The sequence below is a fragment of the Streptomyces sp. NPDC097619 genome (assembly GCF_040302735.1).
In the GTDB taxonomy this organism is placed as follows: domain Bacteria; phylum Actinomycetota; class Actinomycetes; order Streptomycetales; family Streptomycetaceae; genus Streptomyces.
Window position 1 is genome coordinate 13,417 of record NZ_JBEOSD010000093.1, and the last position, 17,623, is coordinate 31,039.

Consider the following 17,623-nt stretch of genomic DNA (forward strand, 5'->3'; position numbering starts at 1 on the left):
GCCCCGGGGGTCCGGGGGCCCCTCCGGAGACGCCGCGGCCCCCGCCCGGCGCGCCGTGGGGCGCCCGCGGGGGCCGTGGTCGTGGGGCCTCAGGGGGCCTTGTAGTCGGTGCCCAGGACGACCACCACGTCGGCGTTCACCGGGGACTCGGCCTTCTTCACCGCGCCGGCCGGCAGCCCGAGGGTCTTGGCGACCTCCTCGGCCCTGGTCTTCTGCGTCGGATCGGCGTACGTGACCTGGGAGGCGGAGCTCTCGGCGGCCTTGCCGCCGTCCACGAAGGTGTAGCCGCCGTTGACGAGGGCGACCCGGGCGCTGGTTCCGCTCTGCTCGCTGCCGGTGGCGTTCCGCAGGCCCACCCGGGGGATGGCCCCGGGCTCGGGGGCCTTGGCCGCGCCGCCGAGCAGTTCCTTGACCACCGCGGTGCCGCCCTCCTCGGGGAGGGAGCCGTCGTCCTTCACGGTGAGCACGCGCGTGGTGTGGTCGCCGATCTTGGCGTGCTCGGCGAGCCGGGCCAGGGCGCTGCCCAGGTCCTTCTCGGTGAGCGAGGGGTCGAGGATCTGCGCGAGGGTCTCCACCGTGACGGTGGCGGCCTGCGGGTCGTCGGGGAGCTTGCGCAGCACCCCGTACAGGACGGTGCCGAAGCGCTGGAGGCGGCGGGTCTCGGGCTCGCCGGGGGCCTGGAAGGTGGCGTACGCGACGGCCATGGCCCCGCTGAGGCTCTGCTTCTCGCCCTTGGCGACGGCGGGGGTCTTGGCCTTGGCGACGGCGGGGACGGCGGTGTCGGTGTCGACCTCGATGCCGCCGACCAGCTCGACCAGGTTCTCCAGGTAGGGGGTGTCCAGGCGCCAGGTGCCCTCGATGCGGGTGCCGAGCATCGCGTCGAGGGACTCGCGGGTGCCGCCGAGGCCGTCCTCCTCCACGGACTTGCCGAGGGTGGTGGGGGTGCCGTCGTCGGCGTTGACCGCGAGGGCGTTGGGGAGCAGGACGGTGGCGCCGCGCTTGGTGGTGACGTTGTCCACGAGCAGGGCGGTGGAGGTGCCGCCCTTCTTGGTGTCGTGCAGGTGGACGACGATCATGTCGCGTTTCTGCGGGCCCGCCGTGGTGCCCTGCGCGCCGTCGGCACCGCCGCCGAGGCCGGGGATGCGGTCGGTGGCCCACAGGTAGCCGACGCCGGAGATCACGAACAGGGCGAGGACCACGATGAGGGCGACCACGCGGTTGCGGCCGCGCCGGCGGGCCTCCTCGCGGCGCTCGGTGCGGCTCTCGGTGAACTTGAGCCAGTCGATGACGTCCTCGGAGTCGCCGTCGGGCTGGTCGAGGAAGGCGAACTGCTCGGTGCGGTAGTCGGGGGTGCCGGTGGCGTCGGAGCGGCGGGGTTCGGGCACCTGGGCGCCCGGTCCGCCGGGCCCGTCGCCCCGGTCCTCGGCGTCGGCGCCGCCGGGGGGCGGGGACTGCTGCGGGATCCACTGCCCGGCGGTGGCCTCGGGCTCCTCCGGGTGCGCCTCGGCGAGGCCCGTCTGCCGTCCCTGCTGCGCCTGCTGGGCGTAGCCGCCGGCCGGGTGGGCGCCGGTGGCGTCCGGGTCGTAGCCGTAGCCGGGGCCGGTGGGGTCCTGGGCGTACTGCTGCGGGTCCGGGTAGGCGGGGTAGCCGGCCTGCGGGGGGTATCCGGAGGGGTCCTGCGGCGGGGCGGCCGCGCCGTAGGCGTCGTAGCCGTAGCCGGGGCCGGTGGGCTCCTGGGCGTACTGCTGCTGCCCGTACTGCGGGTAGTGATCGGATTCCCCGTACGCAGCGGGCTGCTGCTGCTGCTCGTACTGGTCGTACTGCGGGGCCTGCTGTCCCTGGGCCGGGCCGTAGATCGGCCGGCCGTAGGCGTCGTAGCCGATGAGCTGCTGCTCCCCCGGGTACGCCTGGTACCCGTCGTACGGGTCCTGTCGGTCGTTCACCGGTGCCCCTCTCTCCGGAACCTTCAGGCGCCCCGGTACAGCTCACGCTTGTGGATGTAGCGCACCACGCCGTCGGGCACCAGGTACCAGACGGGATCGCCCTGGGCCACGCGGTCGCGGCAGTCCGTGGACGAGATCGCGAGCGCCGGTACCTCCACGAGGGAGACCTTGCCCTCGGGCAGTCCGTCGTCGGTCAGTATGTGCCCCGGCCGCGTCACCCCGATGAAGTGCGAGAGCGAGAACAGTTCCTCGGCGTCGCGCCAGGTCAGGATCTGGGCCAGGGCGTCCGCGCCGGTGATGAAGAAGAGGTCCGCGTCGTCGTTGAGGGAACGCAGGTCCCGCAGCGTGTCGATCGTGTAGGTGGGACCGCCGCGGTCGATGTCGATGCGGCTCACCGAGAACTGCGGGTTGGAGGCCGTGGCGATCACGGTCATGAGGTACCGGTCCTCGGCCGCCGAAACGGCCCGGTGGGACTTCTGCCACGGCTGGCCGGTCGGTACGAACACCACCTCGTCGAGGTGGAAAAGGGCGGCCACCTCGCTGGCGGCCACCAGATGTCCGTGGTGGATCGGGTCGAACGTCCCGCCCATCACGCCGATGCGACGCTTGACCGGACCGGTAGGCACTTCCTGCTCTCCCATGCGTGCAGAGCCTACTGGCCCGGTGGCGCGGCCTTGACTCAGCGGTCGCGGTTGAGGCGGGTGGTGATCCACAGGAGCAGCATCAGGATGAAGAACGCGGCGCCGCCGGTCAGGTACGGGTTGAGGCTGTCGTGGTTGCCGCCGTGCTCGGCGCCCCCGGAGGCGAGGGTGACCAGGCTGTGGGCAGTGCTGGAGAGGCTCATCAGTCGGAGACCTATCGGTTCGGAGACGTCTGTCTGGGATCGAGCGGGAGACTTCGCGCACATCGTATGCGGGGCGTCCGGGCACGCTCACGCCGACTCATGCGTTCGGGAGTGTGGAGACGAGCACGAATCTGGGGGAACGGAATGGACGAGCAGGGGCGCGAGGGGCTTCCGGGGCGGACCCGGAGGCGTTTCGAGGGGATCTCCTCGCGGGCGTACGAGCATCCGGCGGACCGGTCGGCACTGGTGGCGCTGCGGCGCCTGACGGGCTTCGACACGGTGCTGAAGGCATTGAGCGGGCTGCTGCCGGAGCGCAGCCTGAGGCTGTTGTTCCTGTCGGATTCGGTGCGGGTGGGCGAGACGCAGTTCCCGCGGCTGCACGCGATGCTGGTGGACGCCTGCCACGTGCTGGACCTGGAGCGGGTCCCGCAGATGTACGTCCAGCAGGACCCGAAGCCGAACGCCATGTGCATCGGGCTGGACGAGCCGATCATCGTGGTGACCACGGGTCTGGTGGAGCTCCTCGACGAGGAGGAGCTGCGGGCGGTCGTCGGGCACGAGGTGGGGCACGCCCTGTCGGGGCACGCCGTGTACCGCACGGTGCTGCTGTTCCTGACGAACCTGGCGCTGAAGGTGGCGTGGATCCCGCTGGGCACGGTGGCGATCACGGCGATCACGACGGCGCTGCGGGAGTGGTTCCGGAAGTCGGAGCTGTCGGCGGACCGGGCCGGGCTGCTGGTGGGGCAGGACCTCCAGGCGTCCCTGCGCGGCCTGATGAAGATCGCGGGCGGCAACCACCTGTACGAGATGGACGTGGACGCCTTCCTGGCGCAGGCGGAGGAGTACGAGGCCGGCGGGGACCTGCGGGACTCGGTCCTGAAGATCCTCAACGTGCTGCCGCGCAGCCACCCCTTCACCACGGTGCGGGCCGCCGAGCTGAAGAAGTGGGCCGCCACCCGCGACCACCAGCGGATCATGGCGGGCCACTACCCGCGGCGCGAGGAGGACAAGGACGCCTCGGTGACGGATTCCTTCCGCCAGTCGGCCTCGCACTACGCCGATACGGTGCGCACCAGCAAGGATCCGTTGATGAAGCTGGTCGGGGACTTGGCGGGCGGGGCGGGGGACGTGGCCGGGCGGCTGCGCGGCCGCTTCGCGGGTGCCGCGGGCGGGTCCGGGACGGAGCCGAGGAAGGGTCCGGAGGGCGGCCCGGAGGCGGGCTGATCGCGGCCTCCCCGGCGGCCCGTCAGGGGGCCGCCGGGGTGGGTTGGGCCTCGGCGGCGAGGGTGCCGCAGGACCACGCGGGGGTCCGCGCGTGGCCGGCCCGGTAGGGGTCGGTGGCGGGCGGCCGGAAGGTACGGGCGGTCTGCCCGGCCAGCAGCGGCCGGAAGGCCCCGGAGGGGTCGTCCGCGCAGTCCAGGGGGCCGGCGGCGATCCGGGCCGAGGTCAGCTCGGTGCGGCGGGACGCCAAGTCCTCCCGGTCGAAGCGGAAGCGCAGTTCCCGGCGTACGGAGAACAGGCTGCCGCGGTCGCGGGCCACGGGCTGCGGCCCGGCGGCGGGACGCAGGACGTACGCGAAGGTGTGGTCGGTGGTGACCTCCAGGAGGTCCGGTCCGGCCTCCGCGAAGGCGAGGGTGCCCCAGACCCGGATCCGGGGGTCGGCGACCACGGCGGTGCCCGGTTCGAAGCGGACCAGCCAGCCGGTGGCGGCGTGCCGGCCGTCCGCCACGGGGCGCAGGGTGCTCTCGTCGAACGCCTCGGTCTGTCCGGGGTCGAGGAGGGCGCGGACGGGCCGCACGGTGGCGCCGGCGAGCACGTCGGGGTCGAGGCCGGAGCGCACCAGGTACTCCTTGGCGGTGGACAGGGCGGTCAGCACCTGCTCGTCGCTGAAGTGCGCGGTGTGCCGTACGGCCGGGAGGGTGATGCCGGCGGCTCCGGCCCGGTAGCCGGCGGCCGGGCCGCGGGCGTACAGCTCGGCGGGGCGCCCGCCGGGCACCGGGCCGAGGGGGGCCAGCGGCAGGACGGCGGCGGTGAGGGCCTCGGTGTGGCCGCGCCGCACGGGCACGTGTCCGGGCCGGGCGAGGCCGGTGTACACGGCGAAGCCGAAGGCGAGGGCCACGATCACGAGCAGGAGCAGGCCCTGGCGGCCCGCCCGGCCGCCCCCGGAGCCGTCCCGGGTCCAGGCGGAGCGGCTGCGGACGGCGCGGCTGTGTTCTTCGAGGCGTTCGTGGGCCGAGTACTCCTGGAGCCGGGCAGCCCGGACGAAGTCCTCGTCGAAGACGACGGACCGGTATTCGTCGTCGGACCCGAAGCCCTCGGGTACGTCGGGTGGATCTCCGGGCACGGCCATTGCTTCTCCCCGCATGAGAAGCCCTCGTGGAAGACCCCTGGGGGCGTCCCTTCCGGTCCGGAGGGGACGCGCGCACCGGGGTCGTACCTTGAGGGTTCGTCCGCGAGCGCGCCGGTAAACGCGCCGGTGGCCGGGGATTGCCCTTCCGGCCCCTTCCGGTCCCCCCCGGGCGGCCTCGGCGGGGCTCCTCAGGGTGCCAGGACCACCGGCGGGCCGCCGAGGGAACCGCCGCTGACGGCGCCCGGGCCGGAGCGCCCCTCGCCGACCCCGGCGCCGACGCCGGTGGAGGCGGGCGGCGGCGGGCTCTGCTCGCGGCGGTCGTCGGAGGCGCCGCGGTAGACGGCGGTGAAGGCGAGGGCGACCATGCCCACGCCCATCACCACGGCCAGCAGCCAGGCCACGGGGCGGTGCCAGCGGGCCCGGCCGCGGTAGGGCCGCAGGACTCCGCCGTGGGCCCCGTACGGCCCGTAGCCGTACCCGTACCCGTAGGCGTAGTCCGGGCCGAATCCGTAGGGCTGCCCGTCGGGGCCGTAGCCGTAGCCGTAGCGGTCCAGGTAGCCGTCGTAGCTGTCGCAGCCGTCGTCGACGGCCGCCGGGCCGCGGGCCATCGCCCGGGCCTCCTCGGCCTCGGCCCGCGCCTGGGCCGCGGCCCGGGTCCGCTCGGCCGCGGTCGGTTCATGGATCTTCGCGCTCCGGACGAAGTCCTCGTCGAACACCACGGAGGCGAAGTCCTGATCCGCGCCTCCGCGGTCTCCGTCGGGCTCCCAGTCGTCCGGGAACGGCTCGCCCCCCACGTCGTCCGGCACGGGACCAGCGTAGACCTGGGGGGCGGGTTTGGGCAGGGAGCGCGCGGATTTCGGCCACCCGGCGTCGAAGGCGCGATTACCTGACGTGACCGTCGCCGGTGACGATGTACTTGGTGGAGGTCAGCTCCGGGAGGCCCATGGGGCCGCGGGCGTGCAGCTTCTGGGTGGAGATCCCGATCTCGGCGCCGAAGCCGAACTGGCCACCGTCCGTGAACCGGGTGGAGGCGTTCACGGCCACCGTGGTGGAGTCGACCAACTGGGTGAAGCGGCGGGCCGCGGCCTGCGAGGTGGTGACGATGGCCTCGGTGTGGCCGGAGGTCCAGCGGCGGATGTGGGCGACGGCGTCGTCCAGGGAGTCCACGACGGCCGCGGCGATGTCGTAGGAGAGGTACTCGGTCTCCCAGTCCTCCTCGGTGGCGGGGACGACGGTGGCCTTGGTGCCCTCGGCCAGGGCGAGGACGGCCGGGTCGCCGTGCACGGTGACCCCGGCGTCGGCGAGGGCGTCGAGGGCGAGGGGCAGGAACGCGGCGGCGACGTCGCGGTGGACCAGCAGGGTCTCGGCGGCGTTGCAGACGGAGGGGCGCTGGGCCTTGGAGTTGATCAGGATCTCCACGGCCATGGCGAGGTCGGTCTGCGCGTCCACGTAGACGTGGCAGTTGCCGGTGCCGGTCTCGATGACCGGGACGGTGGACTCCTCGACGACGGTGCGGATGAGGGAGGCACCGCCGCGCGGGATCAGCACGTCGACGAGGCCGCGGGCGCGCATCAGCTCGCGGACGGAGTCGCGGCTCTCGCCGGGGACGAGCTGCACGGCGTCGGCGGGCAGGCCGGCCCCGGCCACGGCGTCGCGGAGGACGGCGACCAGCGCGGTGTTCGAGGCGTACGCGGAGGAGCTGCCGCGCAGCAGGACGGCGTTGCCGGACTTGAGGCAGAGGGCGGCGGCGTCCACGGTGACGTTGGGGCGGGCCTCGTAGATGATGCCGACCACGCCGAGGGGCACGCGGACCTGGCGGAGGTCGATGCCGTTGGGGAGGGTGGAGCCGCGGACTACCTCGCCCACCGGGTCCGGCAGGGCGGCGACGTCGCGGACGTCGGAGGCGATCGCGGCGACCCGCTCGGGGGTCAGCGTGAGGCGGTCGATGACCGTCTCGCTGGTGCCGGCGGCCCGGGCCTTGGCGGTGTCGACGGCGTTGGCCTCGACGATCTCGGCGGTGCGGGCCACCAGGGCGTCGGCGATGGCCAGCAGCGCGGTGTCCTTGGCGGACCGCGGCAGGGGGGCGAGGACCGCGGCGGCGGTGCGGGCGCGGGTGGCGGTCTCGGTGACGGGGCTGAGCTGCGTGGTCATGGGGGCAGGGTAGACCGGTGCGGTGGGCGGGGTGGCGGGGGTTCCGCCCAGCGAGATGGCGGGGCACCGGGCGCCGGGCGGGGCGGTTGCCCAGCGGGGCACCCTCCCCGACCGGCCGCTCGCCGGAGCCGGGGCCGCGCACGGGCTCCCCGGCGGGGCCGCACGGGGCCGAGGCGGGTGATGAACCGCGTGGTCCCCCGGGGCCGACCCCCGTCAGTAGGGGTGGACGCCCACCGGGGAGGCGGGCGGCGGGCCGTAGCCCTCCGCCACGCGCTGGTGGTAGGTGGCGCGGTCGATGACCTCCAGGCCGACGATCTCCCAGGGCGGCAGCTTGGCCGTGGAGCGGTGCTCGCCCCAGAGCCGCAGCGCGACGGCCGCGGCGTCGTGGAGGTCGCGGGCCTCTTCCCAGTAGCGGATCTCCGCGTGGTCGTCGGCGTAGCGGCTGGTCAGCAGGAACGGGTGGTCGTGGGCCAGTTGTTCGAGGCCCCGGCGCACCTCCGCGAGCGGGGCGGCGGTGCCGGAGACGCTGAGGGTGACGTGCCAGAGCCGGGACGTCGTCACGTCCTGGCCTGTTTCGACGCTGGTCAGCGCTCGCTCCCCCGGGCGCGTTCGTCTCACCGGCGGCCTCCTGGTCGCGTCCGTACGTCAGCGGTGGTCGGGTCCGGCGGGTGTCAGCTGTTGTCAGCGTCGGCCCGGCGGGCGTCCTTCGTGCGGGTCCTGCTCCCCCATCTGACCAGCCCGGAGGGCGTTGTGCGGTGTTTTTGCCGAACCTCAGCCGTGCAGGAGGACCAGATCGTCCCGGTGGACGACCTCGCGTTCGTATTCCGGTCCGAGCTCGCGGGCCAGCTCGCGGGTGGAGCGGCCGAGCAGCTGGGGGAGTTCCTTGGCGTCGAAGTTGACGAGCCCGCGGGCGACGGCCCGGCCGTCGGCGTCGCGCAGCTCCACCGGGTCGCCCGCGACGAAGTCCCCGCCGACGGCGGCGATCCCGGCGGGCAGCAGGGAGCCGCCGCCCTCGGTGACGGCCCGGACGGCGCCCGCGTCGAGGACCAGGTGTCCCTGGGGGGCGGAGGCGTGCTGGAGCCAGAGCAGCCGGTCGGCGGAGCGGCGGCCGGTGGCGTGGAAGTAGGTGCCGGTGCCCCGGCCCGCGAGGGCGTCGGCGGCCTGGCTGGCGGAGGTGAGGACCACCGGGATGCCCGCGGCGGCGGCGATCCGGGCGGCCTCGACCTTGGTGACCATGCCGCCGGTGCCGACGCCCGCCTTGCCGGCGCTGCCGATGGACACGTGCGCGATGTCGGCGGGGCCGCGGACCTCGTCGATGCGGCTGGTGCCGGGCAGCGAGGGGTCGCCGTCGTAGAGGCCGTCCACGTCGGACAGGAGGACGAGGAGGTCGGCGCGGACCAGGTGGGCGACGAGCGCGGCGAGGCGGTCGTTGTCCCCGAAGCGGATCTCGTCCGTGGCGACGGTGTCGTTCTCGTTGACGACCGGCAGGGCGCCCATGGCCAGGAGCTGGTCCAGGGTCCGGTAGGCGTTGCGGTAGTGCGCGCGGCGGCTGGTGTCGTCGGTGGTGAGCAGCACCTGGCCGACGCGGACCCCGTAGCGGGCGAAGGAGGCGGTGTACCGAGCGACGAGGAGGCCCTGGCCGACGCTGGCGGCGGCCTGCTGGCGGGCCAGGTCGGTGGGGCGGCGGCGCAGGCCGAGCGGGGCGAGACCGGCGGCGATGGCTCCGCTGGAGACGAGCACGATCTCCTTGGCGCCGCCGCTGCGGGCCTTGGCGAGGACGTCGACGAGGGCGTCGACCCGGTCGGCGTCGAGGCCCCCGGCGGCGGTGGTCAGGGAGGAGGAGCCGACCTTGACCACGATCCTGCGGGCGTCCGTGACGCCCTGCCTTGCCGCTGACACGTCGATCCCCTTTGCGAGCCCGATGGGTGGGCCACCAATTTACGGGGTGCCGGGGGCGGGCCGCCCGCGCGTTCCGCTCCGCGGACGGTCCCGGCGGGGCCGCCTCAGGGCCGGGGGGCGGCGGTGCCGGGGAGCAGGATCCGGCGGGAGAGCAGGTAGGTGACGGGCACGGCGGCGGCCGCGGCGAGCAGCGGGGCGGTGCGGGAGTCCATGCCGGCCCAGCCGACCAGGGCGTAGAGCCCGGCCGACTGGACGAGGTAGTTGGTGAGGTTCGTGAGCGGGAAGAGCAGGAACTTCTTCCAGGTGGGGCGGGTGCGGTAGGTGAAGTAGGTGTTCAGGAAGAAGGAGCCGACCATGCTGAGCAGGAAGGCGAGGGTGTAGGCGGCGAAGTACGGCAACCAGGGGTGGAGCAGCAGGTAGAGCCCGAAGAAGGTGCCGGTGTTGACCACGCCGACCAGGGCGAACCGCAGGACGGGGGCGAAGCGGCCCGCCCCGCGGCGGACCGGTCCGGGCCCGGCGTCGGCGAGGGCGGCGATGTCGGGGGCGGGGGCGGCGATGTCGGATGGGGCGGCGGACCGGTCGGCGGCGCGCCCGGACCCGACGGGGGCACGCCCGGCCGCGGCGGACCCGGCGGGCACCGCCGGCGCCTCGGGTCCGGGTCCGGATCGCGCGACAGGGAGTCCCGTGCCCTCCGGGGCGGGCGGCCGGGCGGTCACGGGCGGACGGGGCGGACCGGTTCGCCCAGGCCGGCACGCTGCTCCCCGGCGGTGCGGGCGGCGGTGAGGGCGCCGGCGGCGCCGGGCACGTGCGCCTCCTTGACCAGGAAGTGCGGGCGGCGCTTGGTCTCGTAGTAGATCCGGCCGATGTACTCGCCGATGAGTCCGAGCATGACCAGCTGGACCCCGCCGAGGCCCACGCTGATGGCCACCAGGGTGACGTAGCCGGGGGCGCTGACCCCGAAGGCCAGGGCCATGGCGATCACCCAGAGGGCGTACAGGGCCGCCAGGGCGGTGAGGGCGGCGCCCATCCAGATGCCGACGCGCAGCGGCCGGTTGTTGAAGGAGATCAGACCGTCCATGCCGTAGTTGAGCAGGGCGCCGAACCGCCACTTGGTCTCGCCCGCGCCGCGCTGGGCGTTGCGGTAGTCGAAGTGGACGGTGTCGAAGCCGATCCAGGAGAACAGGCCCTTGGAGAAGCGGTTGTACTCGGGCATGGAGAGCAGGGCGTCCACGGCGGGGCGGGACAGCAGCCGGAAGTCGCCGACGCCGTCGGTCAGCTCCACGTCCACCCACCTGTTCACCCCGCGATAGTAGAGGCGGCTCAGGGCGGTGCGGAGGGGCCGGTCGCCGTCGCGGGTGCGGCGGGCGATGATCTGGTCGTGGCCCTGCTGGTAGAGCTCCAGCATGCGTCCGATGAGCTCAGGCGGGTGCTGGAGGTCGGCGTCCATGATGACCACGGCGTCGCCGGTGGCCTCGCGGAGGCCGGCGAGCATGGCGGCCTCCTTGCCGAAGTTGCGGCTGAAGGAGACGTACCGGGCGCGGTCCCCGTGTTCGGCGGCGATCCGGCGGAGCTTGGGGAGGGTGCCGTCGCGGCTGCCGTCGTCGACGTAGCAGATCTCGTAGGTGACGGGGAGCGTGCCGAGGACCTCGCGGACCTCGCGGTCGAAGGCTTCGATGACCGCTTCTTCGTTGAAGCACGGAACGACTACGGACAGCTTCGTCATGCCCTTCCCCGTCACGTCTCACCGGCCCGCTCCGATGGGGCCGAACCCCCCCGGCACTATGCCACCGATGCCCTGTTTGCCGGGGTAATGGGGCGTTGCGTGTTTTCGGGGTCCGCGCGGGGTCCGCCCGACCGGCGGAAGGGGCCGGTTCGGGGGACGCGCCCGGGGTCACCGTGGGTGACCGGTCGGAAGAAAGGTGAGATTCCGGCCATAGCGGAGGTATACCGCTGCCGGGGCACTCGGGAACACACGGTAGCTTTGACGGGCGTGCAGGAGAACAAATGGATTGAGGTGCCAGTGCCCGACGTCTCCGTGGTCGTCATCGTCTACAACGACGCAGCGCGGCTGCCCACGGCCGTCCAATCGGTGTTGGACCAGACCCTCGACAGTGCCGAGGTCGTCATCGTGGACGACTGCAGCAAGGACAGGTCGTTCGAGGTCGCCAAGGAACTGGAGGCCGCCCACCCGGGACGGGTGCGCGCCTACCAGCTGCCCGAGAACAGTGGCGCGGGCGGCGAGCCCCGCAACGTCGGCATCGGGCACGCCCGCGGCCGCTACGTGATGTTCCTCGACAGCGACGACGTCCTTGAGGTCAACGCCTGCCGCAACATGCTGGAGGCCGCCGAGCGGACCGGCGCGGACCTGGTCTCGGGCCTCTGCGTGCGGATCCACAAGGACACCCGCAACCAGAAGCGCGACGAGTGGTACTCCTGGCTGTACCGCACCACGCGCACCCTGGACTCGGTCAGCGAGCTGCCGGACCTGTTCGTGTGGGACACCCTGTCCACGAACAAGTGCTACCGCCGCGACTTCCTCCTGGAGAACAACCTCCTCTTCCCGAAGGGGATGCTCTACGAGGACCTGATGTTCATCGCCGAGGCCTACCTCGCCGCGAAGAAGATCACCCTCATCCCGAACCAGGTCTACTTCTGGCACGTCCACGAGAAGGCCAAGGTCAAGTCGGTCACCAACCGGCGCCACGAGATGAGCAACTACATCCACCGGCTGGAGATCCACCGGCGGATCGACGCCCTCCTGGAGCAGCACGGCCTCACCGGCATGCGCCAGGACAAGGACGTCAAGTTCCTCAAGCACGACCTCGTACTGCATCTGCGTGACCTGCCGTTCCGCGACGAGTCCTACCGCCGCGAGTTCGCCGAGCTGTCCCGCGACTACCTGGCCGGCCTCGACGAGGGCGCCTACGCCCGGGTCCAGCCGATCCAGGCCATCTGCGCGTACCTGCTGCAGAAGGGCGACTGGGACAACCTGCTGCCCGCCGTGGACACGCTGATCCACCGCGACAAGATCTCCGCCCCGCTGACCGAGCGCGACGGCCGGATCTACTGGTGCGCCGAGCACCTCGACGACCCCCTCGGCCGCGAGATCCTCGACGTCACCGAGCTGGGCTACCACCAGAAGCCGGTCCAGAAGATGTTCCTCCGGAACGCGCTGACCGAGTACGGGGAGTCCGACGGCACCGTCCGCCTGGCCGGCCGGATCACCAACCCGCTGGGCGTGATCAAGCCGGAGTCCCGGGTCCTCGGCCAGATCGAGTTCCGGGCCCGCCGCCGCAGCCTGCAGACCTTCGCCTTCCCGGTGAAGTCCCTGCGGCACGAGGGCACCTCCCTCGCCTGGGAGGCCGAGGTCGACCTCAGCTCCAAGTTGCGGCCGCTCGGCATCATCGACTCCGTCTGGGACGTCCGCGTCATCCTCGACGTGGACGGCAAGAAGACGATCACCCGGCTGAGCGTCGGCGAGAACGAGCTGGGCCGCGGCATGCTGCCGGTCAAGCCCCGCCTGACCCGACTGGTCGCCGACCACATCGAGCCGCACCCCACCTCCAAGGGCCACCTGGCCTTCCGGCTGGTCTCCGCCAAGCACGACAACGAGCGCATCGAGGAGATCATCCAGAGCGCCGTGCGTGGCAGGCCCGGCAAGCTGGCCAAGGCCGGCTACCGCAAGGCCAAGGACCTCCGCAAGACGCTGACCTCGGACAAGACCAAGCTGCGCCTCTTCCACGAGGTGTACGGGCGGATGCCCGTCAAGAAGCGGACCGTCGTCTTCGAGAGCATGCTGGGCAAGCAGTACAGCGACAGCCCGCGCGCCGTCTACGAGGAGATGCGCGCCCGCGGCCTGGAGTTCGAGGCGTACTGGTCCTACGCGGGCAGCCCCAAGGACTACCCCGAGGACGCCCACCTGGTGCGCCGCTGGTCCCTGCCCTACCTCAAGGCGCTGGCCCGGGCCGAGTTCTGGGTGGACAACCAGAGCTACCCGCTCAAGCTCACCAAGCGCCCCGAGACCACGTACATCCAGACCTGGCACGGCTCCGCCCTGAAGAAGATGGGCTTCGACCAGCCCGGTCTGAAGGCCGCCACGCACGCCGCGCAGGCCGCGGAGGAGAAGCACCTCGGTCGCTTCGACCACTTCCTGTGCCGCACCGAGCACGACGTGCGCACCCTCGCCCGGGCCTTCCGGATCCCCGAGGACAAGCTGATGCGCGTGGGCTACCCGCGCAACGACGTGCTGGTCAAGGCCCGGCAGAACGAGCTCGCCTCGGGTGCGCGCAGCCGCGGCCCGCTCGCCGCCGAGCTGGGCATCCCCGCTGACAAGAAGGTGCTGCTGTACGCGCCGACCTTCCGCACCCCCGGCAACTTCCCCGTCCCCTTCGACGTGGAGCGGTTCGCGGAGGAGTTCGGGGACCAGTACGTGCTGCTGGTCCGGGCGCACTACCTCAACCACGTGGTGCTGCCCCCGACCGTGAAGGGCCGGGTCATCGACGTCTCGGCGCGCCACGACGTGATGCCGCTGATGCAGCTCGCGGACGCGCTGATCACGGACTATTCCTCCGTGATGTTCGACTACGCCCTGCTCGACCGGCCGATGCTGTTCTTCACGTACGACTACGACCAGTACGTCCACGAGGGCCGCGGCACCTACTTCGACCTGGCGGAGCACGCCCCCGGTCCGGTCTTCCGGACCGAGGAGGAGTTCCGCACGGTCCTGAAGGGCCTGGGCTCCGGCGAAGACACCCACGCGGCGGCCCGCCGGCGGTTCGTCTCCGAGTTCGGCGAGTACGACCGGGGCACCGCGGCGAAGACCATCGTGGACACGTTCTTCTCCGGATGGACCCGTTGATGTCCCAGACGACGACGTCCCCGACGACGACCGGAACGGCCATGAGCGAAACGCACACCACCACCGAGGACTCCGGGGTCGCGGCGACCCCGGTCCGCGACGTCTTCCTCGTCTCCAACAGCGTGGACGAGCTCGGCGGCATCACCAGCTGGTCGCACCAGATGGCGCGGCTGTTCGCGGACCGCGGGCACTCCGTGCACGTGGTCGGCATCGTCCCGGCCCCCGAGGGCCGGCGCGCCGACCTGGGCCCGGACCTGCCGTACCGGACCACCACCCTGTACGACGCGCACCCGCCGTCGGTGAAGCCGCTGCGCGGCCTCAAGGGCAAGCTGGACCTGGCCGAGCGGCGCCGGCACGCCGCCCGCGAGGCCGGGATGCACGAGCAGGCCGCGAAGCTGACCGCGCTGTTCCGCACCGCCCGCCCCGGCTCCGTGGTCATCGTGACCCAGGTCTGGGCGATGGAGTGGGTGGCGCTGGCCGAGACGGCCGGGCTGAAGGTCGTCGGCATGAGCCACGAGTCCTTCGAGACCTGCCGCAAGTCCTCCCGGTTCGGGCGCGTGAAGCGCTTCTACAAGGACGTGGACCGCATGCTGGCCCTCACCCGTGAGGACGCCGACCTGTGGATCCGCCAGCGGATGGACAACGTCGGCTCCATGCCGAACCCGCTGCCCTTCTTCCCCGAGGTGCCCTCGGAGCGGACCGCGAAGCGCGTGGTCAGCATCGGCCGGCTGCACGAGGAGAAGGGCGTGGACCTGCTCCTCGACTCCTGGGCCGAGATCGCCCCGCGCCACCCCGACTGGGTGCTGACCCTGTACGGGTCGGGCCCGGAGGAGGAGGCGCTCAAGAAGCAGGCCGCCCAGCTGGGGATCTCCTCCTCGGTGGAGTGGATGGGCCGCACCTCCGACGTGCCCGGGGCGCTGCGCGAGAGCGCGGTGTTCGCCCTGTCCTCCCGCGGCGAGGGCTTCCCGCTGGCCCTGATGGAGGCCATGGCGACGGCCGTGCCCTGCGTGGCCTTCGACGTGGCCCCCGGCGTCCGGGAGATCATCACGGACGGGGAGAACGGCCTCATCGCGCCGCCCGGGAACACGGGCGAGTTCGCCCGCCGCCTGGAGGAGCTGATCTCCGACGGCGAGCTGCGGGACCGCATGGGCGAGAAGGCCCGTACGGACATCCAGCGGTACTCCACGGAGGAGATCACGGGCCGCTGGGAGGCACTGTTCGCCTTGCTGCACCGCTGACCGGAACCATCCCGGGACGACGGAGGTCCTGTATCAGGACAGGACCTCCGTCCACCGGAGAACGGGCCATCACCCCTGGGGGTGGTGGCCCGTCGGCGTAGGCTCGATGGTGCAGGCCGCACCGGCCGGGGGGAACGCCGAACGAGGGGACCCATGCCTCCCGCCACACCCTCCGCCCCCGCCGTGCCCCCGGGGTCCGGCACTCCCACCGAGGCCGCCACAGGCGCGCCCCTCGTCTCCGTCGTCGTGCCCGTCCACGACACCCTGCCGTACCTGGCCGAGTGCTTCGACTCGGTGGCCGCCCAGACCTTGGACCCCCGGCTCGTCGAGGTCATCGCCGTGGACGACGGCTCCACCGACGGCTCGGCCCGGTGGCTCGACGCCTGGGCGGCCGACCGGCCGAACGCCACCGTCCTGCACGCGCCCGCCTCCGGAGGCGCCGGACGCCCCCGCAACCTCGGCATCGAGCGGGCCCGCGGCCGGTACCTGTTCTTCCTGGACTCCGACGACCGACTCGGCGAGCGGGCCCTGGAACGGCTGGTGGCCATGGCCGAGGAACACGACTCGGACGTCGTGTACGGGCGGATCGTCGGCACCGGCGGCCGGCCCGCGCCCGTGGACCTGCGCACCACCAGCCCCACCGTCGACCTCTTCCACTCCCCCGTGTACTGGACCCTCGCCGCCTACAAGCTCTGGCGGCGCACCCTCGTCGACGCCTACGGGCTCCGCTTCACCGAGGGCCTACTCGTCAACGAGGACCTGCCCTTCGCCGTGCACGGGCTGCTGCACGCCGCCCGCATATCGGTGGTCGCCGACCACGACTGCTACTACCTGCGGGGCCGCGCCGACGGCGGCAACGCCACCCGACAGGACCTGGACTGGCCCGCCCAGTTCGACTTCGTGGCCGGGGTGATGGAGTTGGTCGCCCGGCACGTGCCCGCCGGACCCGACCGGGACGCCCTGATGCGCCGGCACTTCCACGGCGAAGTGCTCTCCGCCTTCGGCCCCCACTACCTCGCCCGGGACGCCACGGACCGCCTCGCCATGGCGGAAGCCGCCCGACCGCTGCTCGACCGCTGGCTGACCGAGCCGATCCTCGACGCCCTCCCGCCCGGACTGCGCCTGCGCGCCCACCACCTGCGCCGCGGCGACCCGACCGCGCTCACCGCCGTCGTGGCCGCCGACACCGGACCGGACGGGCCCCGCGAGGTCCCCGCGGAGGTCTCCGGGGGCCGCGCCCACGCCCTCTACCCCGGATTCCGCGCCGGCCCGGACGCCCCGCCCGAAGCCCTTTACGACCTCACCCGCCGGGTGTCCCTGCGCCAGGAACTGTCCGACCACCACTGGGACGGGGCGGTGCTCCGACTCGCCGGACGGGCCCGCCTCACCGGCCTGGGGCCCGAGGTGCCGCTGCGCACCTCCCTGCTGCTCCGCCGCCAGGGGTACACCTGCCGGATCCCCGCCGAGACCGACACCGAGGGCCACTGGACCTGCGCCGTGGACCTGGCCGCCGCCGACGACGGCCGGCCGCTCCCCGAGGGCCAGTGGACGGTCCGGGTGGCCGTGGCCGCCGGGGACCCGGACGGAGGCGAGCTGTACCGGGAAGCCTGGCTGCCCCGCCCGGCCGGAGACCGGTACGACGGACCCCCGGAACCCCGCCTGGTCGACCGCGGTCCCGCCGGGATCACCGCGGCCGCCGTGTTCCACTCCGCCGCCCACGGCCACGTGAACCTCGACATCGGCGCCACCCGCTTCCCGCTCGGCCGGGACGCCCACGGGACCCTGCTCCGCGGACCGCGCGGCCGGATCACCGTCGAGGTCCTGGCCACCCTGCCGGGCTGCTCCCCGGACGCCGAGCTGCGGCTCGTCCTCGACTCCCCCGGACGGACGGCACTGCCGGCACCCGGCCGGGGCACGAGCGATCAGGAGGGCCGGGCCCTGGTCCGCTGCCCGGTGCGCGGACTGCCGGCGGGCACCTGGGAGGTGCGGCTGCGCGTGGCGGCGGGCGGATTCGTCCGCGAGCTGCCCGTGGCCGGCCCCGACGGCGGGCCGCTCCGGGTCACCGTGCGGCCCCCGGCGGTGCGCCGGTCGGCCGCCCTGCTCCGGCGGGGCCTGCGCGCGCTGCGGGGGCTCCGGACGGACCGTACGGCCCCCTCTCCGGCCTGATCCCGGCCCCGCACGGCCCCGCGGCCTCCCGGGCGACCCGCCGGGTCCCCCGGATACGGCGGAGGGCCGCCCGGCGGTCCCGGACGGCCCCCGAAGGGTCGCGCGCGCCCCGTCGGGACGGGGGGCGCGCGGCGGGGCGCGCGGGGGGGGGCGGGGCGGGGCCCGGACGGGAGA

Annotated in this window: 14 protein-coding genes; 4 read left to right on the plus strand and 10 right to left on the minus strand. The window is 73.4% G+C overall.

Annotated features, from left to right (window positions below):
- Positions 1-89 precede the first annotated feature (89 nt).
- From ABTZ17_RS23505 to ABTZ17_RS23515, 3 genes are read right to left on the minus strand one after another with little or no spacing between them, the layout of a single operon-like run.
- On the minus strand, positions 90-1,943 hold the full coding sequence (locus ABTZ17_RS23505; protein ID WP_352197660.1) for an LCP family protein: 1,854 nt from the start codon (positions 1,941-1,943) through the stop codon (positions 90-92).
- A gap of 23 nt (positions 1,944-1,966) precedes the next feature.
- A complete protein-coding gene (gene nadD, locus ABTZ17_RS23510; protein WP_352197661.1) occupies positions 1,967-2,584 on the minus strand; it encodes a nicotinate-nucleotide adenylyltransferase in 618 nt (205 codons plus the stop codon).
- Positions 2,585-2,622: 38 nt separating this feature from the next.
- A complete protein-coding gene (locus ABTZ17_RS23515; RefSeq protein WP_352197662.1) occupies positions 2,623-2,787 on the minus strand; it encodes a hypothetical protein in 165 nt (54 codons plus the stop codon).
- Between the two features lie 144 nt (positions 2,788-2,931).
- Between ABTZ17_RS23515 and ABTZ17_RS23520 the strand changes: the two genes are divergently transcribed.
- On the plus strand, positions 2,932-4,011 hold the full coding sequence (locus tag ABTZ17_RS23520) for a M48 family metallopeptidase (protein ID WP_352197663.1): 1,080 nt from the start codon (positions 2,932-2,934) through the stop codon (positions 4,009-4,011).
- 22 nt (positions 4,012-4,033) lie between these two features.
- Here ABTZ17_RS23520 and ABTZ17_RS23525 read toward each other — a convergent pair whose 3' ends face one another.
- The 7 genes from ABTZ17_RS23525 to ABTZ17_RS23555 form a co-directional block, all read right to left on the minus strand.
- The gene (locus tag ABTZ17_RS23525; RefSeq protein WP_352197664.1) at positions 4,034-5,137 is read right to left on the minus strand and encodes an SCO2583 family membrane protein; all 1,104 of its coding nucleotides are present in this window, start codon (positions 5,135-5,137) and stop codon (positions 4,034-4,036) included.
- Positions 5,138-5,325: 188 nt separating this feature from the next.
- Positions 5,326-5,943 (minus strand): SCO2584 family spore wall biosynthesis protein, encoded by a 618-nt coding sequence (locus ABTZ17_RS23530; protein ID WP_352197665.1) that lies wholly within the window; start codon positions 5,941-5,943, stop codon positions 5,326-5,328.
- Between the two features lie 76 nt (positions 5,944-6,019).
- A complete protein-coding gene (locus ABTZ17_RS23535; protein WP_352197666.1) occupies positions 6,020-7,288 on the minus strand; it encodes a glutamate-5-semialdehyde dehydrogenase in 1,269 nt (422 codons plus the stop codon).
- A gap of 213 nt (positions 7,289-7,501) precedes the next feature.
- Positions 7,502-7,876 carry a DUF8830 family protein gene (locus tag ABTZ17_RS23540; RefSeq protein ID WP_352197672.1) on the minus strand — a complete coding sequence of 125 codons (375 nt, stop codon included), beginning with the start codon at positions 7,874-7,876 and terminating at the stop codon, positions 7,502-7,504.
- A 183-nt stretch (positions 7,877-8,059) separates the two neighbouring features.
- On the minus strand, positions 8,060-9,187 hold the full coding sequence (proB, locus tag ABTZ17_RS23545; protein WP_352197667.1) for a glutamate 5-kinase: 1,128 nt from the start codon (positions 9,185-9,187) through the stop codon (positions 8,060-8,062).
- A 104-nt stretch (positions 9,188-9,291) separates the two neighbouring features.
- Positions 9,292-9,657, minus strand: a complete 366-nt coding sequence (locus tag ABTZ17_RS23550) for a GtrA family protein (RefSeq protein WP_352197673.1) — start codon at positions 9,655-9,657, stop codon at positions 9,292-9,294.
- Positions 9,658-9,899: 242 nt separating this feature from the next.
- On the minus strand, positions 9,900-10,910 hold the full coding sequence (locus ABTZ17_RS23555; RefSeq protein WP_352197668.1) for a glycosyltransferase family 2 protein: 1,011 nt from the start codon (positions 10,908-10,910) through the stop codon (positions 9,900-9,902).
- A 297-nt stretch (positions 10,911-11,207) separates the two neighbouring features.
- Between ABTZ17_RS23555 and ABTZ17_RS23560 the strand changes: the two genes are divergently transcribed.
- From ABTZ17_RS23560 to ABTZ17_RS23570, 3 genes are all read left to right on the plus strand, one after another.
- On the plus strand, positions 11,208-14,045 hold the full coding sequence (locus tag ABTZ17_RS23560) for a bifunctional glycosyltransferase/CDP-glycerol:glycerophosphate glycerophosphotransferase (RefSeq protein WP_352197674.1): 2,838 nt from the start codon (positions 11,208-11,210) through the stop codon (positions 14,043-14,045).
- Positions 14,046-14,086: 41 nt separating this feature from the next.
- Positions 14,087-15,283, plus strand: a complete 1,197-nt coding sequence (locus ABTZ17_RS23565) for a glycosyltransferase (RefSeq protein ID WP_352197669.1) — start codon at positions 14,087-14,089, stop codon at positions 15,281-15,283.
- 153 nt (positions 15,284-15,436) lie between these two features.
- Entirely contained in the window at positions 15,437-17,449 is a 2,013-nt protein-coding gene (locus ABTZ17_RS23570) for a glycosyltransferase (RefSeq protein WP_352197670.1), read from the plus strand.
- Positions 17,450-17,623: the final 174 nt, after the last annotated feature.